The organism is Mesorhizobium sp. LCM 4576 (genome assembly GCF_001854815.1).
Taxonomy (GTDB): domain Bacteria; phylum Pseudomonadota; class Alphaproteobacteria; order Rhizobiales; family Rhizobiaceae; genus Mesorhizobium; species Mesorhizobium plurifarium.
The window spans coordinates 273990-299289 of sequence record NZ_MDDT01000004.1 but is presented as its reverse complement, the minus strand read 5'-3'; the positions used below and the strand labels follow the sequence as shown (position 1 = coordinate 299289).

The following is a 25300-nucleotide window of genomic DNA, read 5'->3' as shown; positions in this document are numbered from 1 at the left end:
CCGGCCGTTCACATGCGGTAGTTTTTGCCATGCGTTATGTGATCGTCATCGTCGCCATCGCCTTCTTCCTGATCTGGGATGGCGTTTACAATCATGGCCATTACCTCGATGTGGCCGTGAAGGAGGCGTCGCRCATCGTGCGCTACGTCACCGGGTAAGGTCTCGCGGCTTCGCCTCGCGGGCGCGACATCGTTGCCGGTTGACGCCCAGGCGTTGCTCCCACAGAAACACCGCTGAATCGAAGACCAGGGAGGCTGGCTTGATCCGGCACATTGTTTTCTTCAGCGTGCGGCGCAAGGAAGATGTCGAGCCTGTGCGCTCGGGCCTGCTGGCGCTCGGCAAGATTCCGCACTCCAAGCATTTCGAGGTAACGCTCAACACCAAGGTCGATCTGTTCTCGAACGCGATCGATGTGGTCGTCTATGCCGAGTTCGAGGACGAGGCGGCGCTTGCCGCCTACAAGGCGCATCCGATTTATGCCGACACGACCAGCAAGGTGAAGCCGCTGCGCGAGCTGCGCTATTCGGCCGATGTCGTGGCCGCGGCCTGAACCGGCAGAGCGCGCTCCCGGCGGTCCGCCGCTCTTGAACCGCGGGCCGGAATGGGRCACACCCCGCCGGCATGATCAAAACCGCTGCTCATCCACTCGACCACCTCGTGCTGCCGACACGGAGCCTCGATGCCGTGCGGTCGCGTCTGGCCTCGCTCGGCTTCGTCGTTGCGCCCACGGGCATCCACCCGTTCGGCACGGAGAACGCTTGCGTCTTTTTCGCCGACGGCACCTATCTCGAGCCGCTTGCCATCGGCAACGAACAGACGGCGGACCGCGCCATCGGCGAGGGCAATGTCTTCGTCGCGCGCGACCGTGCCTATCGCGAACGGCTGGGCGAGGAGGGCTTTTCCGCCGTCGTGCTCGGAACCGGCAATGCCGATGCCGACCATAGGCRCTTCGCCGAAGCCGGCCTGTCGGCCGGTGACATGTTGGGTTTCTCACGCGCCTTCACCGATGCGAACGGAAAGAGCGATACCGCGTCCTTCAAGCTGGCCTTCGCGGCCGACAACGGGGCGTCGGACGCGTTCCTCTTCGCCTGCGAGCGCGTCAACGCGCCGAAGATCGATCGCACGGCGCTCCAGGTGCATGCCAATGGCGTGACCGGCATCGTCGAAGTGATCGCGGTCAGCGACGCGCCGTCCGCGCAGATCGGATTGATCTCTATTGCCGCGGACGCGAGTGCCGGCGACCTTGGGGCGGCCGACGCGGTGYGGCTGCCGAACGCAATCCTGAGCGTCGTCACGCCCGGGACCTACCTGCAGCGCTTCGGCATGGCGGCCAAGCCGTCGTCRCATTTGCGGTTTGAGGCGATTGTCTTCTCGGTCCGCGACAAAGCTTCAGTTGCGCAGGCGCTTGCGGCCGGCGCTGTCGATCACAACATGAGCGGCGATGATATCGTCGTTCCGCCGGCGCGCGGGCAGGGCGCCGCCTTCATCTTCCGGGAGATCCCATGAGCAAGCCGCAAGCGTCCAATTCGATGGCGCCCAATACATCGGTAACCGTCGGCAAGGTCGTCTTCGCCAACAATGCGCCGCTGTCGCTGATCGCCGGCCCGTGCCAGCTTGAATCGCGCCAGCACGCTTTCGACATGGCCGGCGCCCTGAAGGAACTGACGGAGCGTCTGGGCATCGGCCTCGTCTACAAGACCAGCTACGACAAGGCCAACCGCACCTCGCTCTCGGCGACGCGCGGCGCGGGGCTTGACGCGGCGATGCCGATCTTCGACGATCTGCGCAAGGAGTTTGGGCTCCCGGTGCTGACCGACGTCCACACCGAGGAGCAATGCTCTGTTGTGGCACCCCATGTCGATATCCTGCAGATCCCGGCTTTCCTGTCGCGCCAGACCGACATGCTGCTCGCCGCGGCTAGGACCGGCAAGGTCATCAATGTGAAGAAGGGCCAGTTCCTCGCGCCCTGGGACATGAAGAACGTCGTCGCCAAGATCACCGGCTCCGGCAATCCGAACGTTCTGACCACCGAGCGCGGCGTCTCCTTCGGCTACAATACGCTGGTGTCGGACATGCGCTCGCTGCCGGTCATGGCCGAGATCGGCGCCCCGGTGATTTTCGACGCGACCCATTCCGTGCAGCAGCCGGGCGGGCAGGGCGGCTCGTCGGGCGGCGAACGGCGCTTCGTCGAAACGCTCGCGCGCGCAGCCGTTGCCGTCGGCGTCGCCGGCGTCTTCATCGAAACCCATCAGGACCCAGACAACTCGACATCCTCCGACGGCCCAAACATGGTCCCGTTGAARGACATGCCGGCGCTGCTGGAAAAGCTCATGGCCTTCGACCGCATCGCCAAAGGTCACTGATTGCGGCAACGGATTCGATCCAGTGCCGGCATGCGATGAGCCAACGCTATCTCACCGATAGCCTAGCAAATCATCGGGAACCTTCGCCCACTCCTCTCATTGTCAGTGCAGGCATCCAACCGAGAGGAGCACCACCATGACCACCCCGTCCGGGCACACTGAAGCCATTGCCGCCTCGCGCGTCATCGGCACGTCTGTCTACAACACCGAAGGCAACAGCATCGGCAGCATCGAGGATGTGATGCTCGACAAGATGTCGAACGGCATCATGTTCGCCGTGATCGGTTTCGGYGGTTTCCTCGGCATGGGCGAAAAGTACCACGCCATCCCGTGGGCGACGCTCGACTATGACGAGGACAAAGGCGGTTACGTTGTTCCATTCACCAAGGAACAGCTTCAGGCCGCGCCCGCATACTCGATCGAGGAACTGACCGGCGCCGACGGCGAAGCCGCCCGTGATGCTTCATTCCAGTACTACCATGTGAAGCCCTATTGGCATTGATCGCTTGATCTACGTGCTGAAATCGGAAGGCCCCCGACAATGAAGCCGGGGGCCTTTGCGTCTAAACTATTCCGCCGCGCCGAGAGTCGATAGCTCTACCGAACTCTGCTGGGGCTTCTGATCGTCGCATGACGTCAGGAATGCCGCCGCGATCAGGAACAAACTCACGATACCGCTCAACTGGGACATGGCGAAACTCCTCCTGTTTCGCCCCGCGCGAACGCGACCATAGATGAGAAGGCCACGTGATGCGCATGACTTATGATGACAGAAATTTGCGCTTCGTGAATCCGGCCCGCGGCAATAATTGCGGCGCCGCCGATTGCCTTTTGCGCCGCTTTGGCTAAGAGGGGCGCGACGCTTCAATCGATCAATCGGGGACATCGCAAATGACCGCCATCATCGACATTGTCGGGCGTGAAATCCTGGACAGCCGTGGCAATCCGACCGTGGAGGTCGATGTGGTGCTGGAAGACGGCTCGATGGGGCGCGCCGCGGTGCCCTCGGGCGCATCGACCGGCGCGCATGAGGCGGTCGAACTGCGCGATGGCGGGCCACGCTATCTCGGCAAGGGCGTCCAGCGGGCGGTCGAGGCCGTAAACGGCGAGCTGTTCGAGGCGATCGGCGGCATGGAAGCCRAGAACCAGATCCATATCGACCAGACGATGATCGAGCTCGACGGCACCCCGAACAAGAGCCGCCTCGGCGCCAACGCCATCCTCGGCGTATCGCTGGCGGTCGCCAAGGCCGCGGCGGAAGCCGCCGGCCTGCCGCTCTACCGCTATATCGGCGGCACCAAGGCGCACATCCTGCCGGTGCCGATGATGAACATCATCAATGGCGGCGCCCATGCCGACAATCCGGTCGATTTCCAGGAATTCATGATCCTGCCCGTCGGCGCGCCGACGCTGCGCGATGGCGTGCGCTGGGGCTCGGAGATCTTCCACACGCTGCGCAAGAAGCTCAAGGACGCCGGCCATAACACCAATGTCGGCGACGAGGGCGGCTTCGCCCCCAACCTGAAAAGCGCGCCGGCGGCGCTCGATTTCATCATGGAATCGATCGAGAAGGCCGGCTTCAAGCCGGGCGAGGACGTGGCGCTTGGCCTCGACTGCGCGGCGACCGAGTTCTTCAAGGACGGCAATTATGTCTATGAAGGCGAGAAGAAGACCCGCGATCCCAAGGCGCAGGCCAAGTATATCGCCAAGCTGGCTGCCGACTATCCGATCATCACCATCGAGGACGGCCTTGCCGAGGACGACTGGGAAGGTTGGAAGATCCTGACCGACCTGATCGGCAAGAAGGTTCAGCTCGTCGGCGACGACCTCTTCGTCACCAACACGGCTCGGCTGCGCGACGGCATCCGCATGGGCGTCGCCAATTCGATCCTGGTGAAGGTCAACCAGATCGGCTCGCTGACCGAGACGCTTGACGCGGTCGAGACCGCGCACAAGGCGGCCTACACCGCGGTCATGTCGCACCGTTCGGGCGAGACCGAGGATTCGACCATCGCCGACCTCGCGGTCGCCACCAATTGCGGACAGATCAAGACCGGCTCCCTGTCGCGTTCGGACCGCATGGCCAAATACAACCAGCTCATCCGTATCGAGGAAGAGCTCGGCAAACAGGCGCGCTACGCCGGCAAGTCGGTGGTCAAAGGCTGATCCAGCCTGTTCTGACGAACCTTAAAAAAGGGCGGGCATTCCCGCCCTTTTTCGTTTCCGGCGGCCATGCAACGGGCCGTCCGTAACCGTCCATTAAGCACAATCGGGCGAAATACGACTCATGGCCGCTTGCGTTCGCGGCCGCGAGGGTTCGGGTCATGTGGACACGTCAGCACAAGCAGAGAAACACCGGCAGGCTGATCATCCCCTCGCTTTGCGTGCTCTTCCTGGCCTATTTCGGCTTCCACGCCTATCACGGCGAATTCGGCATCTACTCCAAGTATCGGCTCGAGGCCCAGGCGGCCGAGCTGCAGGCTCAGCTCGATGCCGTGAAGGCGCGCCGGATCGACTTCGAGCGCCGCGTTCAGCTGATGCACGAAGGCACGCTGGAGAAGGATATGCTTGACGAGCAGGCCCGAAAGGCGCTCAATCTGTCCCAGCCCGACGAAATCACCATCATGTTGCCCGCCCCGGCGAAATAACCGAATTTCGGTTAACAGCCTTTATTCGCAATGATTCTAATCGCTTAGATGCATGCCAGCCATGCATTTTTCAGCATGGCACAATGCATCCTTGCGTGTTAGCCTCGCGCAAATCGGTGGGGAGGCGATCGATCTCCCTGAATGTCCGCAAAGAGACGCCAACAGGGAGTGACGCATGGCCACCGCCGCCAAAAAAGCGCCCGCCAAATCCAAATCCGACAAACAGCCCAATCTGTCAGCGCCCAAGCCCGCTGATTTCACCAAGGAAGAAGAGCTTTCCGCCTATAGGCACATGCTCTTGATCCGCCGCTTCGAGGAGAAGGCCGGCCAGCTCTACGGCATGGGCTTCATCGGCGGCTTCTGCCATCTCTATATCGGCCAGGAGGCCGTCGTCACCGGCATGAAGATGGCGCTGGTCGAAGGCGACCAGATGATCACCGCCTATCGCGACCATGGCCACATGCTGGCGATGGAGCTGTCGCCGCGCGGCGTCATGGCCGAGCTCACCGGGCGCCGCGGCGGCCTGTCCAAGGGCAAGGGCGGCTCCATGCACATGTTCTCCAAGGAGAAGCATTTCTACGGCGGCCACGGTATTGTCGGCGCCCAGGTGTCGCTCGGCACCGGATTGGCCTTCGCCAACCGCTACCGCGACAACAAGAACGTCACGCTGACCTATTTCGGAGACGGCGCGGCCAACCAGGGCCAGGTCTACGAAAGCTTCAACATGGCCTCGCTGTGGAAGCTGCCGGTGATCTACATCATCGAGAACAATCGCTACGCCATGGGCACGTCCGTGTCGCGCTCGTCGGCCGAGACCGACTTCTCGCACCGCGGCGCTTCCTTCAAGATTCCCGGTATCCAGGTCGACGGCATGGATGTCCGCGCCGTGAAATCAGCGGCCGAGCTCGCCACCGAATGGTGYCGCGCCGGCAACGGCCCGCTGATCCTCGAGATGCAGACCTACCGCTATCGCGGCCACTCGATGTCCGATCCGGCGAAGTATCGTTCCAAGGAGGAAGTGCAGAAGATGCGCTCCGAGCACGACCCGATCGAACAGGTCCGGGTGCGGCTGCTCGACAAGAAGTGGGCAAGCGAGGACGAGCTCAAGGCCGTCGACAAGGAAGTGCGCGACGTCGTCGCCGACGCCGCCGAATTCGCCCAGAACGACGCCGAGCCGGATCCGTCCGAGCTCTGGACCGACATCGTACTCTAAGGAGAGGGCAAGGACATGCCGATCGAAATTCTCATGCCCGCGCTCTCGCCGACGATGGAAGAGGGCAATCTTTCCAAATGGCTGAAGAACGAAGGCGACAAGATCGTCGCCGGTGACGTGATCGCCGAGATCGAGACCGACAAGGCGACGATGGAAGTCGAAGCCGTCGACGAAGGCACGCTGGCCAAGATCGTCGTTCCGGCCGGCACTGAAGGCGTCAAGGTCAACGYGGTGATCGCCGTGCTGGCAGTCGACGGCGAGGACGTCGACAAGGCCGGTGAAGGCATAGGCGAGGAAGAGCCTGCCAAGRCTGAAGCCGCGCCGGCACCGGCCGCGGCCAAGAGCGAAGCTGCGGCTCCTGTCGCCGCAGCACCGAAGACGGAGGTCGCCGCCGAYCCGGACATCCCCGCCGGCACCGAGATGGTGTCCACCACGGTGCGCGAGGCGCTCCGCGACGCCATGGCCGAGGAAATGCGCCGCGACGGCGACGTCTTCGTCATGGGCGAGGAAGTCGCCGAGTACCAGGGCGCCTACAAGATCACTCAAGGGTTGCTGCAGGAATTCGGGCCGCGCCGCGTCGTCGACACGCCCATCACCGAGCACGGCTTTGCCGGCGTCGGCGTGGGTGCGGCGATGGCAGGGCTTAAGCCGATCGTCGAGTTTATGACCTTCAACTTCGCCATGCAGGCGATCGACCAGATCATCAACTCCGCCGCCAAGACGCTCTATATGTCCGGCGGCCAGATGGGCGCGCCGATCGTCTTCCGTGGCCCGAACGGAGCCGCGGCCAGAGTCGCCGCCCAGCACTCGCAGTGCTATGCCGCCTGGTACAGCCATATCCCCGGCCTGAAGGTGGTGATGCCCTATACGGCCGCCGACGCCAAGGGCCTGCTCAAGGCGGCGATCCGGGACCCGAACCCGGTCATCTTCCTCGAGAACGAAATCCTCTACGGCCATTCCTTCGAGGTGCCGAAGCTCGACGATTTCGTGCTGCCGATCGGCAAGGCGCGCATCCACAAAAAAGGCAAGGACGTCACGCTCGTCTCCTTCGGCATCGGCATGACCTATGCGGTCAAGGCGGAGGCCGAACTGCGCGGCATGGGCATCGATGCCGAGATCATCGATCTCAGGACCATCCGGCCGCTCGACTTCGACACGATCATCGCCTCGGTGAAGAAGACCAACCGCCTCGTCGTGGTGGAAGAGGGCTTCCCGCAGAWCTCGGTCGGCGATCACATCGCCAACCAGGTCTCGCAGCGCGCCTTCGACTTCCTCGACGCGCCGGTGATCACCATCGCCGGCAAGGATGTGCCGATGCCTTACGCGGCGAACCTGGAAAAGCTGGCTTTGCCCAATGTCGGCGAGGTCGTCGAGGCCGTCAAAGCCGTTACCTATCGCTAAGCCGGTCGGGAGGACATCATGCCAATCAACATCACCATGCCGGCGCTCTCTCCGACCATGGAAGAGGGCRATCTGTCGAAATGGTTGGTCAAGGAAGGCGACAAGGTTTCGCCGGGGGATGTGATCGCCGAGATCGAGACCGACAAGGCGACGATGGAAGTCGAGGCCGTTGATGAAGGCACGGTCGCCAAGCTCGTGGTGCCGGCTGGCACCGAAGGTGTCAAGGTCAACGCGCTGATCGCCATTTTGGCCGGCGAGGGCGAGGATGCCGCCGCCGCGGCCAAGAGCGGTGGTAGTGCAGCGCCAAAGGCCGAAGCGCCGAAAGCGGAAGCCCCGAAGGCCGAAGCGCCCAAGGAGACTCCGAAAGCGGCGGCCGCGGCACCCGCGCCGGCAAAGGCCGAGCCTGCTCCCGTGGCCAACGGTCACGCCGCCGGGGACCGCGTCTTCGCATCGCCGCTGGCCCGCCGCATCGCCAAGGATGCCGGCGTCGACGTGGCGGCGCTGGCCGGTTCCGGCCCGCATGGCCGCGTGGTGAAGGTCGACGTCGAGGCGGCGATCGCTTCCGGCGGCGCCCAGGCCGCGCCTGCGGCGAAGGCGCCAGCTGGCGCTCCATCCGCTCCGGCGCCCGCGCCGAAGCCGATGTCGGACGATCAGGTGCTGAAGCTGTTTGCCGAAGGCTCCTACGAGCTCGTGCCGCATGACAACATGCGCAAGACCATCGCGCGCCGCCTGGTCGAGGCGAAGAGCACCATCCCGCATTTCTATCTGACGCTGGATTGCGAGCTCGACGCGCTCTTGGCGCTGCGCACGCAACTCAATGCCGCCGCTCCGATGCGGAAGACCGACAAGGGCGAGGTTCCCGCCTACAAGCTGTCCGTCAACGATATGGTCATCAAGGCCATGGCGATGGCGCTGATGGCGGTGCCGGATGCCAACGCGTCGTGGACCGAAAACGCCATGGTCAAGCACAAGCATGCCGATGTCGGCGTTGCCGTCTCGATCCCCGGCGGCCTGATCACGCCGATCATCCGGCGTGCGGATGAAAAGACGCTGTCGGTGATCTCCAACGAGATGAAGGACCTGGCGAGCCGCGCCAGGAGCCGCAAGCTGAAGCCCGAAGAATATCAGGGCGGCACGACGGCGGTGTCCAATCTGGGCATGTTCGGCATCAAGGACTTTGCCGCCGTCATCAACCCGCCGCATGCGACGATCCTGGCGGTCGGCGCGGGCGAAGAGCGGGCTGTGGTGAAGAAGGGCGAGATCAAGGTGGCAACGGTGATGTCGGTGACACTCTCGACCRACCATCGCGCCGTCGACGGCGCGCTCGGCGCGGAACTGCTCGGCGCCTTCAAGCGCATGATCGAAAACCCGATGGGCATGCTGGTCTAGGAAGGAAAAGGCGGTGCGGATAGTCTTCACCGGCCTTTTCGCCTTGATCATTTTCGATCCCGCTGGCGAGCTCTTCGCACGCCGGCGCGTCAGGCGCTCGCAGCCAGGTTTCGGCAAGGGTTGGGCAACCGCATGAAGACAATTCTCTGCTATGGCGACTCGCTGACCTGGGGCTATGACGCCGGCAGCCTTGGTCGCCATGCCCTCGAGGACCGCTGGCCGAGCGTGCTCGGGGCGGCACTCGGCGAGGGTGTCGAGGTCATCGCCGAAGGATTGAACGGCCGCACCACGGCCTTCGACGACCATCTGGCCGGCGCCGATCGCAACGGCGCCCGCATCCTGCCGACGATCCTGACCAGCCACGCGCCGCTCGATCTCGTCATCTTCATGCTCGGCGCCAACGACATGAAGCCCTGGATCCACGGCAATCCGGTCGCCGCCAAGCAGGGCATCCAGCGCCTGATCGACATCGTGCGCGGCCACGGCTACCCGTTCGACTGGGACGCGCCGCAGATCCTCATCGTCGCGCCGCCGGTGGTGACGCGCACCGACAATGCCGAATTCAAGGAAATGTTCGCCGGCGGCGACGACGCCTCCAAGCGTCTGGCGCCGCAATATTCAGCGCTGGCCGACGAGGCCGGCTGCGGCTTCTTCGATGCCGRCACGGTCGCCACCACCACGCCACTCGACGKCGTCCATCTCGATGCCGAGAACACGCGGCGGATCGGCCAGGCGCTGGCGCCGCTCGTGCGTGTCATGCTCTCACTCTAACCCTCAGAAAGATCAGGGAGAAAACCCGTGGCTGAATCCTACGACGTCATCATCATCGGCTCAGGCCCCGGTGGCTATGTCACGGCGGTGCGTTCCGCCCAGCTCGGCTTCAAGACGGCGATCGTCGAGCGCGAGCATCTGGGCGGCATTTGCCTCAACTGGGGCTGCATCCCCACCAAGGCGCTGCTGCGCTCGGCCGAGATCATGCATTATTCGGATCATCTGAAGGACTACGGCCTGAAACTCGAAGGCGGCAAGGTCAGCCCCGACACGGCCGCCGTGGTCGACCGTYCCCGAAAAGTGTCGCTCAGGCTGAACACCGGCGTCGGCTTCCTGATGAAGAAGAACAAGGTCGACGTCATCTGGGGCGAGGCCAAGCTTTCCAAGCCGGGCGAGATCGTCGTTTCGAAGACGGCAAAGAAAGCGATGGAGCCGCAGCCGCCGGTGCCAAAGGGCGTCAAGGGCGAGGGCACCTACACCGCCAAGCACATCATCCTGGCGAGTGGCGCCCGGCCGCGCGCGCTGCCCGGCATCGAGCCGGACGGCAAGCTGATCTGGACCTATTTCGAGGCGATGGTGCCGAAGGAAATGCCAAAATCGCTGCTCGTAATGGGTTCCGGCGCCATCGGCATCGAGTTCGCCTCCTTCTACCGCACCATGGGCGCGGACGTGACGGTGGTCGAGCTGCTGCCGCAGGTCATGCCGGTCGAGGACGCCGAGGTCTCGAAATTCGCRCAGAAACAGTTCGAGAAACAAGGGATGAAGATCATCCTCGAAGCCAAGGTGACCAAGGTCGACAAATCAGCCAATTCGGTCACTGCGCATGTCGAGATGAAGGACGGCAAGGTCGAGAAGATCACCGCCGACCRCATGATCTCGGCCGTCGGCGTGCAGGGCAACATCGAGAATCTCGGCCTGGAAGCGCTCGGTGTGAAGACGGACCGCGGCTGCATCGTCGTCGACGGCTACGGCAAGACCAATGTGCCCGGCATCTACGCCATCGGCGACGTCGCCGGGCCGCCGATGCTCGCTCACAAGGCCGAGCATGAAGGTGTGGTCTGCATCGAGAAAATCGCCAATTTCCCCGGCGTGCATGCCATCGACAAGCTGAAGATCCCCGGCTGCACCTATTGCAGTCCGCAGGTGGCGTCTGTCGGCCTGACTGAAGCGAAAGCCAAGGCCGAAGGCAAGGATATCCGCGTCGGCCGCTTCCCCTTCAGCGCCAACGGCAAGGCCATCGCGCTCGGCGAGGACCAGGGTTTCGTCAAGACCATCTTCGACAAGAAGACCGGGCAGCTTCTCGGCGCACACATGGTCGGCGCCGAGGTGACCGAGCTCATCCAGGGTTTTGTCGTGGCGATGAACCTGGAGACGACCGAGGAAGAGTTGATGCACACGATCTTCCCGCATCCGACGCTGTCGGAGATGATGAAGGAGAGCGTGCTCGACGCCTATGGCCGCGCTTTGAACGCATGATAAGTCACCAATCGGTGATAGATAGCCGATCCGTGCTAGATTGGTCAGGCGAGACTCACACGCGGCAGCCGGAGAAAGCTGACAGCAAGGCAGTTCGTATCCGGATGCATTTTCACCTGATCGAGGAGGAATTGGCACATGCATATGAATGGCGTCGGCTGGATCACGGCCATTATCGTCGGCGGTCTGGCAGGCTGGTTCGCCGAGATGGTCATGAAGAGCAACACCGGCATCTTCATGAACATCATCATGGGCATCGTCGGCGCGGTGGTGCTGAACGCGATCCTGCAGGCTCTGAACATCCAGTCCCTCGGCGTCGGCTGGGTAGCCTATCTGATCACCGGTTTCATCGGCGCCTGCCTGCTGATCTTCGTGGGGCGGCTTGTTCGGCGCTGAACGCATGCCGCTATGCGGAAAGGGCCGTGGCGGCATGCGCCGGCGCGGCCTTTTTCTTTGCCGCGAAAAGTCTTAGATGACGAAGGACAGGCGGCCGCCGACACCGCGGCCGCGAAGGATTTGAAATGGTCACAGTCGTAGACACGATCGCCAACCGGCCGCGCCCGCGGCATCCCGAGAAGGCGCACCGGCCCGATCAGGAGGTGCTGCGCAAGCCCGACTGGATCCGCGTCAAGGCGCCGGTTTCCAAGGGCTATGCCGAAACGCGCGAGATCGTGAAGTCGCACAAGCTGGTGACGGTGTGCGAAGAGGCCGGCTGCCCGAATATCGGCGAATGCTGGGACAAGAAGCACGCCACCTTCATGATCATGGGCGAGATCTGCACGCGCGCCTGCGCCTTCTGCAATGTCGCGACCGGCATCCCGACCGCGCTCGATCCGGATGAGCCGGCGCGCGTGGCGCATGCCGTCAAGCAGATGGGGCTGAGCCACGTCGTCATCACCTCCGTCGACCGCGACGACCTGGCCGACGGCGGCGCACAGCATTTCGCCGATGTCATCCACGCCATCCGCGCCGAGGCGCCCTCGACGACGATCGAGATCCTGACGCCCGACTTCCTGCGCAAGGACGGCGCGCTGGAGGTCGTCGTTGCGGCCAAGCCCGACGTCTTCAACCACAATCTCGAAACCGTGCCGTCGAACTACCTGACGGTCCGTCCGGGCGCACGTTACTTCCACTCGATCCGGCTCTTGCAGCGCGTGAAAGAACTCGACCCGTCGATCTTCACCAAATCCGGCATCATGGTCGGCCTCGGCGAGGAGCGGAACGAAGTGCTGCAACTGATGGACGATCTGCGCTCGGCCAATGTCGACTTCATGACCATCGGCCAGTATCTGCAGCCTTCCAAGAAGCACCATCCGGTGATCCGCTTCATCCCGCCGGACGAGTTCAAGTCCTACGAGACCATCGGCAAGACCAAGGGTTTCCTGCTCGTGGCGTCGAGCCCGCTGACGCGCTCCTCGCACCATGCCGGCGAGGATTTCGCCAGGCTGCGCGCGGCGCGCGAGGCGCAGCTCGCGAAGGCCAGCTGACCTTCAATGCCGAAATTCGAGGCGACACGCCGCGTCGCGCATACACCGCAAGAGATGTTCGCGCTGGTTGCGGACATCGAGGCCTACCCGCAATTCCTGCCGCTCTGCGAATCGCTCACCGTGCGCTCGCGCAAGGAGCGTGACGGCCGCACTATCCTGGTTGCCGACATGAGCATCGGCTATAAGGCGATCCGCGAGACCTTCACGACGCAGGTGCTGCTGAAGCCCGACGAGAACGCCATCGACGTCAAATATATCGACGGCCCGTTCAAATATCTCAGCAACATCTGGCGCTTCGACCSCGCCGACAGCGGCTGCGAAGTGCATTTCTTCATCGACTACGAATTCAAGAGCCGCATTCTCGGCGCGCTGATGGGCACGATGTTCGACCGCGCTTTCCGCATGTTCTCGGAAGCCTTCGAGAAACGCGCCGACATGATCTATGGCGCGAAGCCGGCCTGATCTTCACCCGGCCCGATCCTGACCCAGCGCCCGCAACCCGAGTTGCAGCGCGTGCCGCACCGTCTCATGCCGGATGAATTCGCGGCCCTTTTGACCAAATAGCTGCCGCTCCGCGACAACAGGCTGCCCGGCCAACGCAATCCCGAACCACACAAGACCGACCGGCTTGTCCGCCGAGCCGCCGCTGGGGCCTGCAATGCCGGTGACGGCGAGCGACAGGCTSGCTTGCGAATGCGTCAGCGCGCCTGCCRCCATCTCCAGCACCGTCTCGCGCGAGACCGCGCCATGTGCGTCGAGCGTGGCGGCGGAGACGCCGAGCATCTCCATCTTGGCTTCGTTGGAATAGGTGATGAAGCCGCGATCGACCACGGCGGAGGATCCGGCGATGTCGGTGAGCGCGGCGATGATCAGGCCGCCGGTGCAGCTTTCGGCCGTCGCCAGCATGATGCCGCGCTGCTGGCAGGCCTGGAGCAAAGCTATGGCGAGTTCGGCGTTGCTCATGCGGGCACCTCTYCCGGATAGACCACGCTGGCGGTAGCGATCGCGGCGATGCCTTCGCCGCGCCCGACAAAGCCGAGCTTCTCGTTGGTCGTCGCCTTGATCGAAATGCGCTCGGGCGCAATGCCGAGCATGGCCGAAAGCGCCTCCGTCATCGCCGCGCGATGCGGCCCGACGCGCGGAGCCTCGCAGATCAGTGTGATATCGGCATTGGCGATGCGGCCGCCGCGCTCGCGCACCAGCTTTGCCGCGTGCTCGACGAAGATCGTCGAGGCCGCCCCCTTCCATTGCGGGTCCGAGGGCGGGAAATGCGTGCCGATGTCGCCGGCGCCGCAGGTGGCGAGCAGCGCGTCGGTCAGCGCGTGAAGCCCGACATCGGCGTCCGAATGGCCGGAGAGTTTTCGCTCATAGGGAATGGCGACGCCGCAGAGCGTCACATGGTCGCCGGGCTCGAACGCATGCACGTCGTAGCCATTGCCGGTGCGAATATCCGGGAAGCGCTGCTGCGCGCTCGAGAGCCGTTGGTCGGCCAATGCGATGTCCCTTGCCCAGGTGAGTTTGACGTTGTCTGGCGATCCGGGAACGATCCTGACCGGTATCTGCGCCCATTCGGCGATCGCCGCGTCGTCGGTGAACTCGGTCTTGCCGAGATGATGCGCCTTCTCATGCGCGGCGAGCAGCGGCCAGAATGGAAAACCCTGCGGCGTCTGCGCGGCATGCAGGCCGGCCCGCGACACTGTCTCGTCGATCATGCCGGTGGCCGATTCCCGCTTCAGCGTGTCGGCGACGGGCAGCGCCGGCAGCGCGCCCTGGCGCTCGCCGATGGCTTCGATCGTGCGGTCGATCAGCCCGGTGTCGACAAACGGGCGTACGGCATCATGCACCAGCACTTTTGCGGGTGCTTGCTCTCTCAGCGCCAGGAGACCGAGCCGGACGGATGCCTGGCGCGAAGGGCCGCCGATAACGGCGACAAGGCGATCGCCATGYGCCTCGGCCGCGCGCTGGAAGAGTTCGGCGTCGTCGGCGTGGATCGCCACGACCACGGGGCCGATCATCGGATGGGAGAGGAAGATATCCAGCGTATGGGCGATGACGGCGCGGCCGCCGATGCGCTGATACTGCTTCGGACCGTCGGCCTGTCCGGCGCGCGCGCCGCGGCCGGCGGCGACGATCACCACCCCGATCCCGCCGCCTGGGGACGCCGCTTGCCTTTCGCTTGCCTCGCTCATTCCGATCGGTCCTAGAGCCGGATGATTTCAGGTCTGTTCGACCTGAAATCTGAATCCGTCTCTAAATCAAAGAAGTAGAGCATGATGTCGGCCGAAAACCGCTCACACTTTTCGGCATCATGCTCTAGTCGCGGTGATGGCCGAAGGCCAGCTTTTTCCAAAATGCGCCTTAATGTGACGTCATTGCGCGTTGCACAATGCTTCACTTCTGGCTAGAGAATGTGCACCGATCGAACATGCTTGGTTTTTGTGCATGGCTGAACTGACCACATTGGCATCGCCACTCGATGTCGGCGGCGTGAGAATCCGCAATCGGGTTTTCCTCGCGCCGATGTCCGGCATCACCGACGAGCCGTTCCGGCAGCGCGCCCATGCGCACGGTGCCGGCCTTGTCGTGTCCGAAATGGTGGCGAGCGGCGAACTGGCCAAGGGGCGGGCCGGCTGTGATCTGCGTATACGCCATTCCGGCCTGCCGGTGCATATGGTGCAGCTTGCCGGCCGCGAGGCTGCGCACATGGGCGAAGGAGCGCGAATCGCGGCGGGCGAGGGCGCCGACATCATCGACATCAACATGGGCTGCCCGGCGAAGAAGGTGACCGGCGGCTATGCCGGCTCGGCGCTGATGCGCGATCTCGACCACGCGCTGTCGCTGATCGAGGCGGTGGTCGACGCCGTGTCGGTGCCGGTGACGGTCAAGATGCGGCTCGGTTGGGACGAAAGCGCGCTCAACGCGCCGATGCTGGCGCGCCGCGCCGAGCAGGCCGGCGTCAGCATGGTGACCGTGCACGGCCGCACGCGCTGCCAGTTCTATCAGGGCAAGGCCGACTGGCGCGCCATCGCGCGCGTCAAGCAAGCGGTCTCGATTCCCGTGGTCGCCAATGGCGATGTGGGCTCGCCGGAAGAGGCAGCGGCGATCCTCGAACTTTCCGGCGCCGACGCGGTGATGGTCGGCCGCGCRCATTATGGCGCGCCATGGGTCGCGGGCGGCATAGCGATGGCCGCGGCCGGCGCAAACGCACAAGGCATTCCAACAACGCCGCAAGAGTTAACCGATTACGTCGTCTCGCATTACGAGGACATGCTCGCGCTCTACGGCATCGAAAGCGGCCTGCGCCAGGCGCGCAAGCATCTCGGCTGGTATCTCGACCGCCATGCGCCCGATGTTTGCTCCGGGCAGCGCAAACGCATCCTGACGTCCTTCGAGCCACGCGAGGTCGTCGCCGAGCTGCGCCGCGCGTTCGCCGACAGCTCGCCCTCGATCGGCTTACGGAGAGCGGCATGAAGGCCGATGTTCCCCAGCAGCCCGACATGGCGGATGCCGCCAACAWCGTGCTCAACACCATCCGCCGCCCGGTCATCATGGTCGACCCCGACGGCTTCATCACGTTTGCCAACGCGGATGCCGAGGACTTCTTCCGCTCCAGCGCGAATATGCTTGCCCGCAATACGCTCTCCAAGCTGGTGCCGTTCGGCAGCCCGTTGCTGACGCTGGTCGACCAGGTCCGAGAGCGCCGCGCGCCGGTCAACGAATACCGCGTCGACGTGTCGTCGCCGCGGCTCGGCATCGAGAAGATGGTCGATCTCTATGTCGCGCCGGTGCCCGAGTTTCCGGGCTCGGTCGTCGTCATGTTCCAGGAACGGTCGATGGCCGACAAGATCGACCGCCAGATGACGCATCGGGGCGCGGCGCGCTCCGTCACCGGGCTTGCCGCCATGCTCGCGCATGAGATCAAGAACCCGCTCTCCGGCATCCGYGGCGCCGCCCAGCTGCTCGAGCTTTCCGCGTCCGASGAGGACCGAGYRCTCACCCGCCTGATCACCGACGAAACCGACCGCATCGTCTCGCTGGTCGACCGCATGGAGGTGTTTTCCGACGAGCGGCCGATCGAGCGTTTTCCAGTCAACATCCACGTCGTTCTGGATCACGTGAAGGCGATCGCCAAGAACGGTTTTGCAAGGCGGATCRAGATCTTGGAGGAATATGATCCATCATTGCCTCCAGTCTTCGCCAACCGCGACCAGCTGATCCAGGTCTTCCTCAATCTGGTGAAGAACGCCGCCGAGGCGATCGGCGCCGACCCGCAGGGCGAGATCGTGCTGTCGACGGCTTTCCGCCCGGGCATCCGCGTTTCCGTACCTGGAACCCAGGACCGTGTCTCGCTGCCGCTGGAATTCTGCGTCCATGACAACGGCCCCGGCGTTTCCGAGGACATCCTGCCGATCCTGTTCGATCCGTTTATCACCACCAAGCCGAACGGCTCCGGCCTCGGGCTGGCGCTGGTGGCCAAGATCGTCGGCGAGCACGGCGGCATCATCGAATGCGATTCGACGCCGCGCGGCACCACGTTCCGCGTCCTGATGCCGGCCTGGAAAGAGACCTCGCAAGGCTCGGGCGACGAAGCTGAAGGAGACCGCACATGAGCGCTCGCGGCAATATCCTGGTCGCCGACGACGACGCGGCGATCCGCACCGTGCTGAACCAGGCGCTGTCACGCGTCGGCCATGAGGTGCGTGTGACCTCGAATGCCTCGACGCTGTGGCGCTGGGTGGCGGCGGGCGAGGGCGATCTGGTCATCACCGACGTGGTGATGCCGGACGAGAACGCCTTCGACATGCTGCCGCGCATCAAGAAGGCGCGGCCCGAGCTGCCGGTCATCGTCATGAGCGCCCAAAACACCTTCATGACCGCCATCCGCGCCTCCGAGACCGGCGCCTACGAATATCTGCCGAAGCCCTTCGACCTCACCGAGCTGCTCAACATCGTCAACCGGGCGCTGGCCGAGCCGAAGCGGCCGAAGCTCGATGCCCGCGCCGAAGACCAGCCGGAGACGATGCCGCTGGTCGGCCGCTCCGCCGCCATGCAGGACATCTACCRCATGCTGGCGCGCATGATGCAGACCGATCTCACGGTCATGATCAGCGGCGAGTCCGGCACCGGCAAGGAGCTGGTGGCGCGCGCGCTGCATGAATATGGCCGCCGCCGCGGCGGCCCGTTTGTGGCCATCAACATGGCGGCGATCCCRCGCGACCTCATCGAATCGGAACTGTTCGGCCATGAGAAAGGCGCCTTCACCGGCGCCCAGAACCGCTCCAGCGGCCGTTTCGAGCAGGCCGAGGGCGGCACGCTGTTCCTCGATGAGATCGGCGACATGCCGATGGAAGCGCAGACCCGGCTRCTGCGCGTGCTGCAGCAGGGCGAATACACCACGGTCGGCGGCCGCACGCCGATCAAGACCGATGTGCGCATCGTCGCGGCCACCAACAAGGACCTGCGCACGCTCATCAACCAGGGCCTGTTCCGCGAGGACCTCTTCTACCGCCTCAACGTCGTGCCGCTTAGGCTGCCGGCGCTGCGCGAGCGTTCCGAGGACATTCCCGACCTGGTGCGGCATTTCTTCAAGCAGGGCGCCAGCGAGGGCCTCCAGACCAAGCGCATATCGTCCGGCGGCATCGAGCTGATGAAGCGCTACCCCTGGCCGGGCAATGTGCGCGAGCTGGAAAACCTGGTGCGGCGGCTGGCCGCCCTCTACTCGCAAGACGAGATTTCCTCAGAGATCATCGAGTCCGAGCTGAAGACGGGCGAGAGGCCGGTTGTGCCGGACGGCGGCGCGCTCATCCCCGACGATCTGTCGATCGGCCAGGCGGTCGAGCATTTCCTGCAGCGCTATTTCGCCTCCTTCGCCGGCGAATTGCCGCCGGCCGGGCTTTATCAGCRCATTCTCGCCGAGGTCGAATATCCGCTGGTGCTGGCCTCCATGACGGCGACGCGCGGCAACCAGATCAAGGCCGCGGAGCTTCTGGGGCTCAACCGCAACACGCTGCGCAAGAAGATCCGCGAGCTCGGCGTCAACGTCTACAAGTCGTCCAGGCAGCCGTAGCGTTACTTCGTCCTTTCGGTGGATTTTGCCGGGAAAGATTATCTTCCCAGCCACACTTGTTGCATAATCGCCACAATGCGTTGCATACATCCGACGCGATGACCGACTCCGTACCGCGACATGGCCGCTGAGGCTCCGACCCTGACCCAACCGCTTTTCAACCAGACCGGCACGCGTGACGGGCGACGGTTGCTGGCTCTGCCCGGCGTGGTCGCCATTGCCGGCGCGATGATCACGGCGGCCATCTCCTTTGCGATCTTGGTCGGCGCAACCCCCATCGCGCCCACTGCCGACGCGACCTGGGCCCTGGTCGCGGCCAATGCCGTCTTTGTCCTGTTCCTCATCGCCTTGATCGCCCGCGAGGTGCGTCGTATCGTCCTGGCGCGGCGCCACGGCAGGGCTGCCTCGCGGCTGCATGTGCGCATCGTCGCCATGTTCGCGCTGGTCGCCGCCATTCCGGCCATCATGGTGGCGATCATCGCCTCGATCACGCTCGACATCGGCCTCGACCGCTGGTTCGAAATCCGCACCAAGACGATCGTCAACTCGTCACTGTCGATTGCCGACGCCTATGTGCAGGAGAACGCGCGAAACCTGCAGGGCACGACATTGTCGATGGCATACGATCTCGATGCCTCGCGCACGCTCTACGGCCTCGACAAGGGCGGTTTCCTCGACCTGTTGAACAAGGAAGCCGTCGGCCGCGGACTGGCGCATGYGGCCCTGATCAAGCCTGACGGCTCGTTCGTCATGAACGCCAAAACCGATGCCGATTTTCCCATGCCTGAGCCGCCCCCGGGCGCTGTAGACACCGCGGCCGATGGCAAGCCGGTGCTGATAGAGCCGCGCACTCGCAACATCATGGGCGCCATCATCAAGTTGCGCGAGATCGAAGGGCTTTACCTCTATACGATCCGGCTGGTCGATCCCGACGTGATCAAGGCGCGCCAGATCGTCAGGTCCAACACCGACGAATACCGCAACCTGGAAGATAACCGCCGGACCTCGCAGGTCGCCTTCGCACTGCCTTATCTGTCGCTCACGCTGATCATCATACTCTCGGCGATCTGGACCGRCATCGCCGTCGCCGACCGGCTTGTGCGGCCGATCCGACAGCTGATCGGCGCCGCCGACGAGGTTGCGACCGGCAATCTCGACGTTGCCGTTCCCGTGCGCCAGTCCGACGGCGATGTCGCCTCGCTCGGCGAGACCTTCAACAACATGATCCTGGAACTCAAATCGCAACGCAACGAGCTGCTGTCGGCCAAGGATTTGATTGACGAGCGCCGGCGTTTCTCCGAGGCGGTGCTCGCCGGCGTCACCGCCGGCGTCATTGGCGTCGATCCCTACGGCATCATCACCATCGTCAACCGCTCGGCCGAAACCATGCTCGCAATTTCGGCAAATGCGACGCTCGGCCAGAACCTTTCGGCGGTCTTGCCGCTTGTCGGTCGCGTCTTCGAGATCGGTCGGCAGTCCGGCAAGCCGGTCTATCGCGAGCAGGTGACCTTCTTCCGCACCGGCCTGGAGCGCACCTTCAATGTCCAGGTCACGGTCGAGTCCGGCGACGACGGCGAGGAGGAGAAATCCTATGTGGTCACCGTCGACGACATCACAGATCTCGTCCAGGCGCAGCGTTCGTCGGCCTGGGCGGATGTGGCGCGGCGCATCGCGCATGAGATCAAGAACCCGCTGACGCCGATCCARCTTTCGGCAGAGCGCATCAGGCGCCGCTACGGCAAGGTCATCACCGAGGACCGCGAGGTCTTCGACCAGTGCACCGATACCATCATCCGCCAGGTCGAGGACATTGGCCGCATGGTCGACGAATTCTCGGCCTTTGCCCGCATGCCGAAGCCGGAGATGAAGGCGATAGACCTGCGTGAGTCGTTGCGCGWGGCGTCTTTCCTGGTCGAGGTCARCCGCTCCGACATCGCCTTCGAACGCGACTTCGGCGGCGAGCCGTTGAAGGGCACTTTCGATAGCCGCCTGATGGCGCAGGCCTTCGGCAACGTCAYCAAGAACGCGGCCGAGGCGATCGATGGGCTTGATGCCGACGAACGTTCGGACGGCACAATCCGGATTCAGGCCGGACGCCAAGATGGCGCCATACGAATCGACGTTATCGACAACGGCAAGGGGCTGCCGCGCGAGAATCGCCAACGGCTTCTCGAGCCCTATATGACGACGCGCGAGAAGGGGACCGGGCTTGGCCTCGCTATCGTCAAGAAGATCGTGGAGGACCATGGCGGCCGTCTCGAATTGCACGACGCGCCAGAGGATTTCCATGGCGGCCGGGGCGCGATGATCTCGATCATCCTGCCGCCGGCGACGGTCGTAGCCGCGCCGCCACGCGGTGAAGGTCGAAACGAACACGAACGAGAAACTGAAAAGGTCGATAATGGCGTCTGACATTCTCATCGTCGATGACGAGGAAGACATCCGCGAACTTGTCGCCGGTATCCTGAGCGACGAGGGTCATGAAACCCGTACTGCGCATGACGCCGACAGTGCGCTTGCGGCGATCGCCGATCGCGCGCCGCGGCTGATTTTCCTCGACATCTGGCTGCAGGGCTCGCGCCTTGACGGYCTGGCGCTGCTCGACGAGATCAAGACCATGCATCCGAACATGCCGGTGGTGATGATCTCCGGCCACGGCAATATCGAAACGGCTGTGTCGGCCATCCGGCGCGGCGCCTACGACTTCATCGAGAAGCCCTTCAAGGCCGACCGGCTGATCCTGATTGCCGAGCGCGCCCTGGAAACGTCCAAGCTGCGGCGTGAGGTCTCCGACCTCAAGCAGCGGAGCGGTGAGACCTTCGACCTGATCGGCATGTCGTCGGCCATGAGCCAACTGCGGCAGACCATCGAGCGCGTCGCGCCCACCAACAGCCGCGTCATGATCGTCGGCCCGTCCGGCTCCGGCAAGGAACTGACGGCGCGCGCCATCCACGCGCTGTCGTCGCGCAAGACCGGTCCGTTCGTCACGCTGAGCGCGGCTACCATCACGCCCGAGCGCATGGAGATCGAGCTGTTCGGCACCGAATCGAACGGCACCGAGCGCAAGGTCGGCGCGCTGGAGGAAGCGCATCGCGGCATCCTCTACATCGATGAAGTCGCCGACATGCCGCGCGAGACGCAGAACAAGATCCTGCGCGTGCTGGTCGAGCAGCAGTTCGAGCGGGTCGGCGGCACCAAGCGTGTCAAGGTCGATGTTCGCATCATCTCCTCGACCTCGCAGAACCTCGAGGCGATGATCGCCGACGGCCGCTTCCGGGAGGACCTTTACCATCGCCTGGCGGTGGTTCCGGTCATGGTGCCGGGGCTCGCCGAACGGCGCGAGGACATCCCTTACCTCGTCGACAATTTCATGAAGCAGATCGCGCGCCAGGCCGGCATCAAGCCGCGCCGCATCGGCGACGATGCCTTAGCCGTGCTGCAGGCGCACAACTGGCCTGGCAATGTTCGCCAGTTGCGCAACAATGTCGAACGGCTGATGATCCTGGCGCGCGGGGAAAATCCCGATGCCCCGATCACCGCCGACCTTCTGCCCTCCGAGATCGGCGACGTCATGCCACGCACGCCCAACCAGTCGGACCAGCACATCATGGCGCTGCCGCTGCGCGAGGCCCGTGAGCAATTCGAGAAGGATTATCTGATCGCCCAGATCAACCGCTTCGGCGGCAACATCTCGAAGACGGCCGAATTCATCGGCATGGAACGCTCGGCACTCCACCGCAAGCTGAAGTCGCTCGGTGTATAGCAAGCGCTTGGCCCACGCGATTGTTCATTACGGCCGGGGCGGAATCGCCTAAGAAAGCCGGATATTTCCCCGAGGGTGCCCATGCCGCGCTTTGCCTATGTCAACGGGCGCTATGTCGTCCATGCCCAAGYCAGCGTCCATATCGAGGACCGCGGCTACCAATTCGCCGACGGTGTCTATGAGGTCTGCGAAGTGGCGCGCGGCCATATCGTCGACATRCCGCGCCATCTTGCCCGGCTCAAGCGCTCGCTGAAGGAACTGTCGATCGCCTGGCCGGTCTCGGAAGGCGTGCTGCCGATGCTGTTGCGCGAGGTGGTCAATCGCAATGGCGTGGTCGACGGCCTCGTCTATCTGCAGGTGACGCGCGGCGTCGCCAGTCGCGAATTCGTCTTTCCGCCGGCAGGGACGAAATCGTCCCTGGTCATAACCGCCAGGAAGGCCGACCCGGCCGCAAGCGCGAAGCGGGTGGAGAGCGGCATCAAGGTCATCACCGTTCCGGAGAATCGCTGGGACCGCGTCGACATCAAGAGCACGGGCCTTTTGCCCAATGTGCTCGCCAAGCAGAAGGCCAAGGAAGCGGGCGCCCAGGAAGCCTGGTTCGTCGACACCGACGGCAACGTCAAGGAAGGCGGCTCGTCAAACGCCTGGATCGTCACCCGCGACGGCGTCCTGGTGACCCGGCCGGCCGAGCACGGCATCTTGCGCGGCATCACCCGCACGACGCTTTTCGATGTCGCCGCCAAGCTCGGCCTCAAGATCGAGGAACGCGGTTTTTCGGTCGCCGAAGCCAAGGCGGCGCGCGAGGCTTTCATCAGTTCGGCGACCACGATCGCCATGCCGGTGGTCGAAATCGACGGCGCGCCGATCGCAAATGGCCATCCCGGTTCCATGACACTTTCGTTGCGGCAAGCCTTTTTTGACGTTGCGGAAAAAAGTCCAGCCTGATAACCGCACAACTGGAATGAACCTCAACTATCTCGTTCTGCTTGCCTTTGTATCGGCAAGAGGGGGTTTGCGCGCTTGACAGGTGCCGCGTAATTTGGCGCATTGGCCGCAAACCGAAGGGGATCGGCGAAAGACAAGAAAAATGGCGGAACGATCGCAAAACCTTCAGGACCTGTTCCTGAATTCAGTTCGCAAGAGCAAAAATCCACTCACCATCTTCCTCATCAACGGCGTGAAGCTGACCGGCGTCGTCACTTCGTTCGACAATTTTTGTGTGTTGTTGYGGCGTGACGGGCACTCCCAGCTCGTCTACAAGCACGCCATTTCCACGATCATGCCGAGCCAGCCGGTTCAGATGTTCGATGGCGAGGAAAGCCAGGGCGCCTGATTGGCACGTGATAAGGACGCGGACCGCAGCGTTCGCGGAAAACAAGGACATCAACTCGGGCCGGAAGCCAAGGATCCGACCCGGGCTGTCGTCATTGTGCCGGTGCTTACCCGCCAGCCGCGCGGCGACGAGGAGTCGAGCCGCCCGCGCCTGAGCCGTTCGGCGGACGCGCGCCACGACGAAGCGGTCGGACTTGCCAGCGCCATCGATCTCAACCCGGTCCACACCGCGGTGGTGACGGTCGCAGACCCGCGGCCGGCGACACTGCTCGGCAGCGGCAAGGTGGCCGAATTCGCCGACATCGTGAAGGAGCATAAGGCGGAGTTGGTCATCGTCGACCATCCGCTGACGCCGGTGCAGCAGCGCAATCTCGAAAAGGAATTGAACGCCAAGGTGCTGGACCGCACCGGGCTGATCCTCGAGATCTTCGGCGAGCGGGCGCGCACCAAGGAAGGCACGCTGCAGGTCGAGCTTGCGCATCTCAACTACCAGAAGGGCCGGCTGGTGCGAAGCTGGACCCACCTCGAACGGCAGCGCGGCGGCGCCGGTTTCCTCGGCGGCCCCGGCGAAACCCAGATCGAATCCGACCGCCGCATCCTGCAGGACAAGATCACCAAGCTGAAGCACGAGCTGGAAACGGTGCGCCGCACGCGCGACCTGCACCGTGCCAAGCGCAAGAAGGTGCCGTTTCCGGTGGTGGCGATCGTCGGCTATACCAATGCCGGCAAGTCGACGCTGTTCAACCGGCTGACCGGGGCAGGGGTGCTGGCCGAGGACATGCTGTTCGCCACCCTCGACCCCACCTTGCGGCGCGTGCGGCTGCCGCACGGCACGCCGGTGATCCTGTCGGACACGGTGGGCTTCATCTCCGACCTGCCGACTCATCTTGTGGCCGCCTTCCGGGCGACGCTGGAGGAGGTCGTCGAAGCCGATCTGGTGCTGCATCTGCGCGACATCTCCGATCCCGACACGGCGGCGCAGGCGGAAGATGTCGAACGCATCCTCGGCGATCTCGGCGTCGATGCCGCCGACACGAACCGCGTGATCGAGGTCTGGAACAAGATCGACCTGCTCGACGAAGGCAATCGCGAGCGCCTGCTTGCCGAGAGCGCCAGTGGCAAGGCGCCGCCGATCGCCATTTCGGCGGTGACCGGCGAAGGACTGGACACGCTGAAGGCGCTCATCGAGACGCGCGTGTCGGGCGAGCTGGAAACGATGACGGTGACGTTGAGTCCGACCCAGCTCGGCCAGGTCGACTGGCTCTACCGCAACGGCGACGTCGTTTCGCGCACCGACAACGAAGACGGCAGCGTCACCCTTGCGCTGACGGCCACGCACAGCGCCAGGCAGGAGATAGAGAACCGCCTGCATCGCAAGAGCGGCAGCTAA

The 25300-nt window shown here is 63.9% G+C and carries 26 protein-coding genes; 23 read left to right on the top strand and 3 right to left on the bottom strand.

What is annotated here, in order from left to right; translation table 11 throughout:
• Positions 1 to 29 precede the first annotated feature (29 nt).
• The 5 genes from LCM4576_RS37465 (at position 30) to LCM4576_RS01630 (ending at position 2865) form a co-directional block, all read left to right on the top strand.
• Positions 30 to 158: a hypothetical protein gene (locus LCM4576_RS37465; RefSeq protein ID WP_274534952.1), complete on the top strand. Its 129-nt coding sequence runs from the start codon at positions 30 to 32 to the stop codon at positions 156 to 158.
• Between the two features lie 101 nt (positions 159 to 259).
• Positions 260 to 550, top strand: a complete 291-nt coding sequence (locus tag LCM4576_RS01645) for a Dabb family protein (RefSeq protein WP_041006747.1) — start codon at positions 260 to 262, stop codon at positions 548 to 550.
• A gap of 71 nt (positions 551 to 621) precedes the next feature.
• Positions 622 to 1506, top strand: a complete 885-nt coding sequence (locus LCM4576_RS01640; RefSeq protein ID WP_071030035.1) for a VOC family protein — start codon at positions 622 to 624, stop codon at positions 1504 to 1506.
• A complete protein-coding gene (kdsA, locus tag LCM4576_RS01635; protein ID WP_071030033.1) occupies positions 1503 to 2363 on the top strand; it encodes a 3-deoxy-8-phosphooctulonate synthase in 861 nt (286 codons plus the stop codon). Before LCM4576_RS01640 ends, kdsA begins: the two co-directional genes overlap by 4 nt.
• 136 nt (positions 2364 to 2499) lie before the next feature.
• Entirely contained in the window at positions 2500 to 2865 is a 366-nt protein-coding gene (locus LCM4576_RS01630; RefSeq protein ID WP_071030031.1) for a PRC-barrel domain-containing protein, read from the top strand.
• A gap of 66 nt (positions 2866 to 2931) precedes the next feature.
• Here the strand turns inward: LCM4576_RS01630 and LCM4576_RS37460 are convergent, their stop codons facing one another.
• Complete coding sequence (locus LCM4576_RS37460; protein ID WP_274534951.1) at positions 2932 to 3054, bottom strand: hypothetical protein; 123 nt, start codon at positions 3052 to 3054, stop codon at positions 2932 to 2934.
• 200 nt (positions 3055 to 3254) lie between these two features.
• Between LCM4576_RS37460 and eno the strand changes: the two genes are divergently transcribed.
• The 10 genes from eno (at position 3255) to LCM4576_RS01580 (ending at position 13210) form a co-directional block, all read left to right on the top strand.
• Positions 3255 to 4529, top strand: coding sequence for a phosphopyruvate hydratase (gene eno, locus LCM4576_RS01625; protein WP_071030029.1), 1275 nt, complete (start codon positions 3255 to 3257; stop codon positions 4527 to 4529).
• A gap of 158 nt (positions 4530 to 4687) precedes the next feature.
• Positions 4688 to 5011 carry a septum formation initiator family protein gene (locus LCM4576_RS01620; RefSeq protein ID WP_071030026.1) on the top strand — a complete coding sequence of 108 codons (324 nt, stop codon included), beginning with the start codon at positions 4688 to 4690 and terminating at the stop codon, positions 5009 to 5011.
• A 175-nt stretch (positions 5012 to 5186) separates the two neighbouring features.
• Positions 5187 to 6224, top strand: coding sequence for a pyruvate dehydrogenase (acetyl-transferring) E1 component subunit alpha (gene pdhA, locus LCM4576_RS01615; protein ID WP_071030025.1), 1038 nt, complete (start codon positions 5187 to 5189; stop codon positions 6222 to 6224).
• 15 nt (positions 6225 to 6239) lie between these two features.
• Positions 6240 to 7625, top strand: coding sequence for a pyruvate dehydrogenase complex E1 component subunit beta (locus LCM4576_RS01610; RefSeq protein WP_071030023.1), 1386 nt, complete (start codon positions 6240 to 6242; stop codon positions 7623 to 7625).
• A gap of 18 nt (positions 7626 to 7643) precedes the next feature.
• The gene (locus LCM4576_RS01605; RefSeq protein ID WP_071030021.1) at positions 7644 to 9014 is read left to right on the top strand and encodes a pyruvate dehydrogenase complex dihydrolipoamide acetyltransferase; all 1371 of its coding nucleotides are present in this window, start codon (positions 7644 to 7646) and stop codon (positions 9012 to 9014) included.
• 132 nt (positions 9015 to 9146) lie between these two features.
• A complete protein-coding gene (locus LCM4576_RS01600; protein WP_071030019.1) occupies positions 9147 to 9785 on the top strand; it encodes an SGNH/GDSL hydrolase family protein in 639 nt (212 codons plus the stop codon).
• Between the two features lie 27 nt (positions 9786 to 9812).
• Entirely contained in the window at positions 9813 to 11261 is a 1449-nt protein-coding gene (gene lpdA, locus LCM4576_RS01595) for a dihydrolipoyl dehydrogenase (RefSeq protein WP_071030016.1), read from the top strand.
• 138 nt (positions 11262 to 11399) lie between these two features.
• On the top strand, positions 11400 to 11657 hold the full coding sequence (locus LCM4576_RS01590) for a GlsB/YeaQ/YmgE family stress response membrane protein (RefSeq protein ID WP_071030014.1): 258 nt from the start codon (positions 11400 to 11402) through the stop codon (positions 11655 to 11657).
• Between the two features lie 125 nt (positions 11658 to 11782).
• Entirely contained in the window at positions 11783 to 12748 is a 966-nt protein-coding gene (lipA, locus tag LCM4576_RS01585; RefSeq protein WP_040982929.1) for a lipoyl synthase, read from the top strand.
• Positions 12749 to 12754: 6 nt separating this feature from the next.
• Positions 12755 to 13210 (top strand): type II toxin-antitoxin system RatA family toxin, encoded by a 456-nt coding sequence (locus LCM4576_RS01580; RefSeq protein ID WP_071030012.1) that lies wholly within the window; start codon positions 12755 to 12757, stop codon positions 13208 to 13210.
• 3 nt (positions 13211 to 13213) lie between these two features.
• Here the strand turns inward: LCM4576_RS01580 and LCM4576_RS01575 are convergent, their stop codons facing one another.
• Both LCM4576_RS01575 and LCM4576_RS01570 read right to left on the bottom strand, forming a co-directional pair.
• Positions 13214 to 13711, bottom strand: coding sequence for a CinA family protein (locus LCM4576_RS01575; protein ID WP_071030010.1), 498 nt, complete (start codon positions 13709 to 13711; stop codon positions 13214 to 13216).
• The gene (locus LCM4576_RS01570; protein ID WP_071030008.1) at positions 13708 to 14937 is read right to left on the bottom strand and encodes a bifunctional 2-C-methyl-D-erythritol 4-phosphate cytidylyltransferase/2-C-methyl-D-erythritol 2,4-cyclodiphosphate synthase; all 1230 of its coding nucleotides are present in this window, start codon (positions 14935 to 14937) and stop codon (positions 13708 to 13710) included. The genes LCM4576_RS01575 and LCM4576_RS01570 overlap by 4 nt, the downstream gene beginning before the upstream one ends.
• A gap of 253 nt (positions 14938 to 15190) precedes the next feature.
• On the opposite strand from LCM4576_RS01570, the gene dusB reads away from it, so the two are divergent.
• The 8 genes from dusB (at position 15191) to hflX (ending at position 25300) form a co-directional block, all read left to right on the top strand.
• Positions 15191 to 16219, top strand: a complete 1029-nt coding sequence (gene dusB, locus LCM4576_RS01565) for a tRNA dihydrouridine synthase DusB (protein WP_071030006.1) — start codon at positions 15191 to 15193, stop codon at positions 16217 to 16219.
• Complete coding sequence (locus tag LCM4576_RS01560) at positions 16216 to 17358, top strand: nitrogen regulation protein NR(II) (RefSeq protein ID WP_071030004.1); 1143 nt, start codon at positions 16216 to 16218, stop codon at positions 17356 to 17358. Before dusB ends, LCM4576_RS01560 begins: the two co-directional genes overlap by 4 nt.
• A complete protein-coding gene (ntrC, locus tag LCM4576_RS01555) occupies positions 17355 to 18815 on the top strand; it encodes a nitrogen regulation protein NR(I) (protein WP_071030002.1) in 1461 nt (486 codons plus the stop codon). The genes LCM4576_RS01560 and ntrC overlap by 4 nt, the downstream gene beginning before the upstream one ends.
• Positions 18816 to 18935: 120 nt before the next feature.
• The gene (locus tag LCM4576_RS01550) at positions 18936 to 21227 is read left to right on the top strand and encodes a PAS domain-containing sensor histidine kinase (RefSeq protein WP_071030000.1); all 2292 of its coding nucleotides are present in this window, start codon (positions 18936 to 18938) and stop codon (positions 21225 to 21227) included.
• Positions 21217 to 22578 carry a sigma-54 dependent transcriptional regulator gene (locus LCM4576_RS01545; protein ID WP_041009338.1) on the top strand — a complete coding sequence of 454 codons (1362 nt, stop codon included), beginning with the start codon at positions 21217 to 21219 and terminating at the stop codon, positions 22576 to 22578. Before LCM4576_RS01550 ends, LCM4576_RS01545 begins: the two co-directional genes overlap by 11 nt.
• 81 nt (positions 22579 to 22659) lie before the next feature.
• Positions 22660 to 23523 carry a D-amino-acid transaminase gene (locus LCM4576_RS01540; RefSeq protein WP_071029998.1) on the top strand — a complete coding sequence of 288 codons (864 nt, stop codon included), beginning with the start codon at positions 22660 to 22662 and terminating at the stop codon, positions 23521 to 23523.
• 142 nt (positions 23524 to 23665) lie between these two features.
• Positions 23666 to 23911 (top strand): RNA chaperone Hfq, encoded by a 246-nt coding sequence (gene hfq / locus LCM4576_RS01535; RefSeq protein WP_071029996.1) that lies wholly within the window; start codon positions 23666 to 23668, stop codon positions 23909 to 23911.
• Positions 23912 to 25300: a GTPase HflX gene (hflX, locus tag LCM4576_RS01530; protein ID WP_071029994.1), complete on the top strand. Its 1389-nt coding sequence runs from the start codon at positions 23912 to 23914 to the stop codon at positions 25298 to 25300.

Coding starts and splice junctions, on each gene's coding strand:
- LCM4576_RS37460 (WP_274534951.1), bottom strand. CDS start 3,054: ATGTCCCAGTTGAGCGGTATCGTGAGTTTGTTCCTGATCGCGGCGGCA.
- LCM4576_RS01620 (WP_071030026.1), top strand. CDS start 4,688: ATGTGGACACGTCAGCACAAGCAGAGAAACACCGGCAGGCTGATCATC.
- LCM4576_RS01590 (WP_071030014.1), top strand. CDS start 11,400: ATGCATATGAATGGCGTCGGCTGGATCACGGCCATTATCGTCGGCGGT.
- lipA (WP_040982929.1), top strand. CDS start 11,783: ATGGTCACAGTCGTAGACACGATCGCCAACCGGCCGCGCCCGCGGCAT.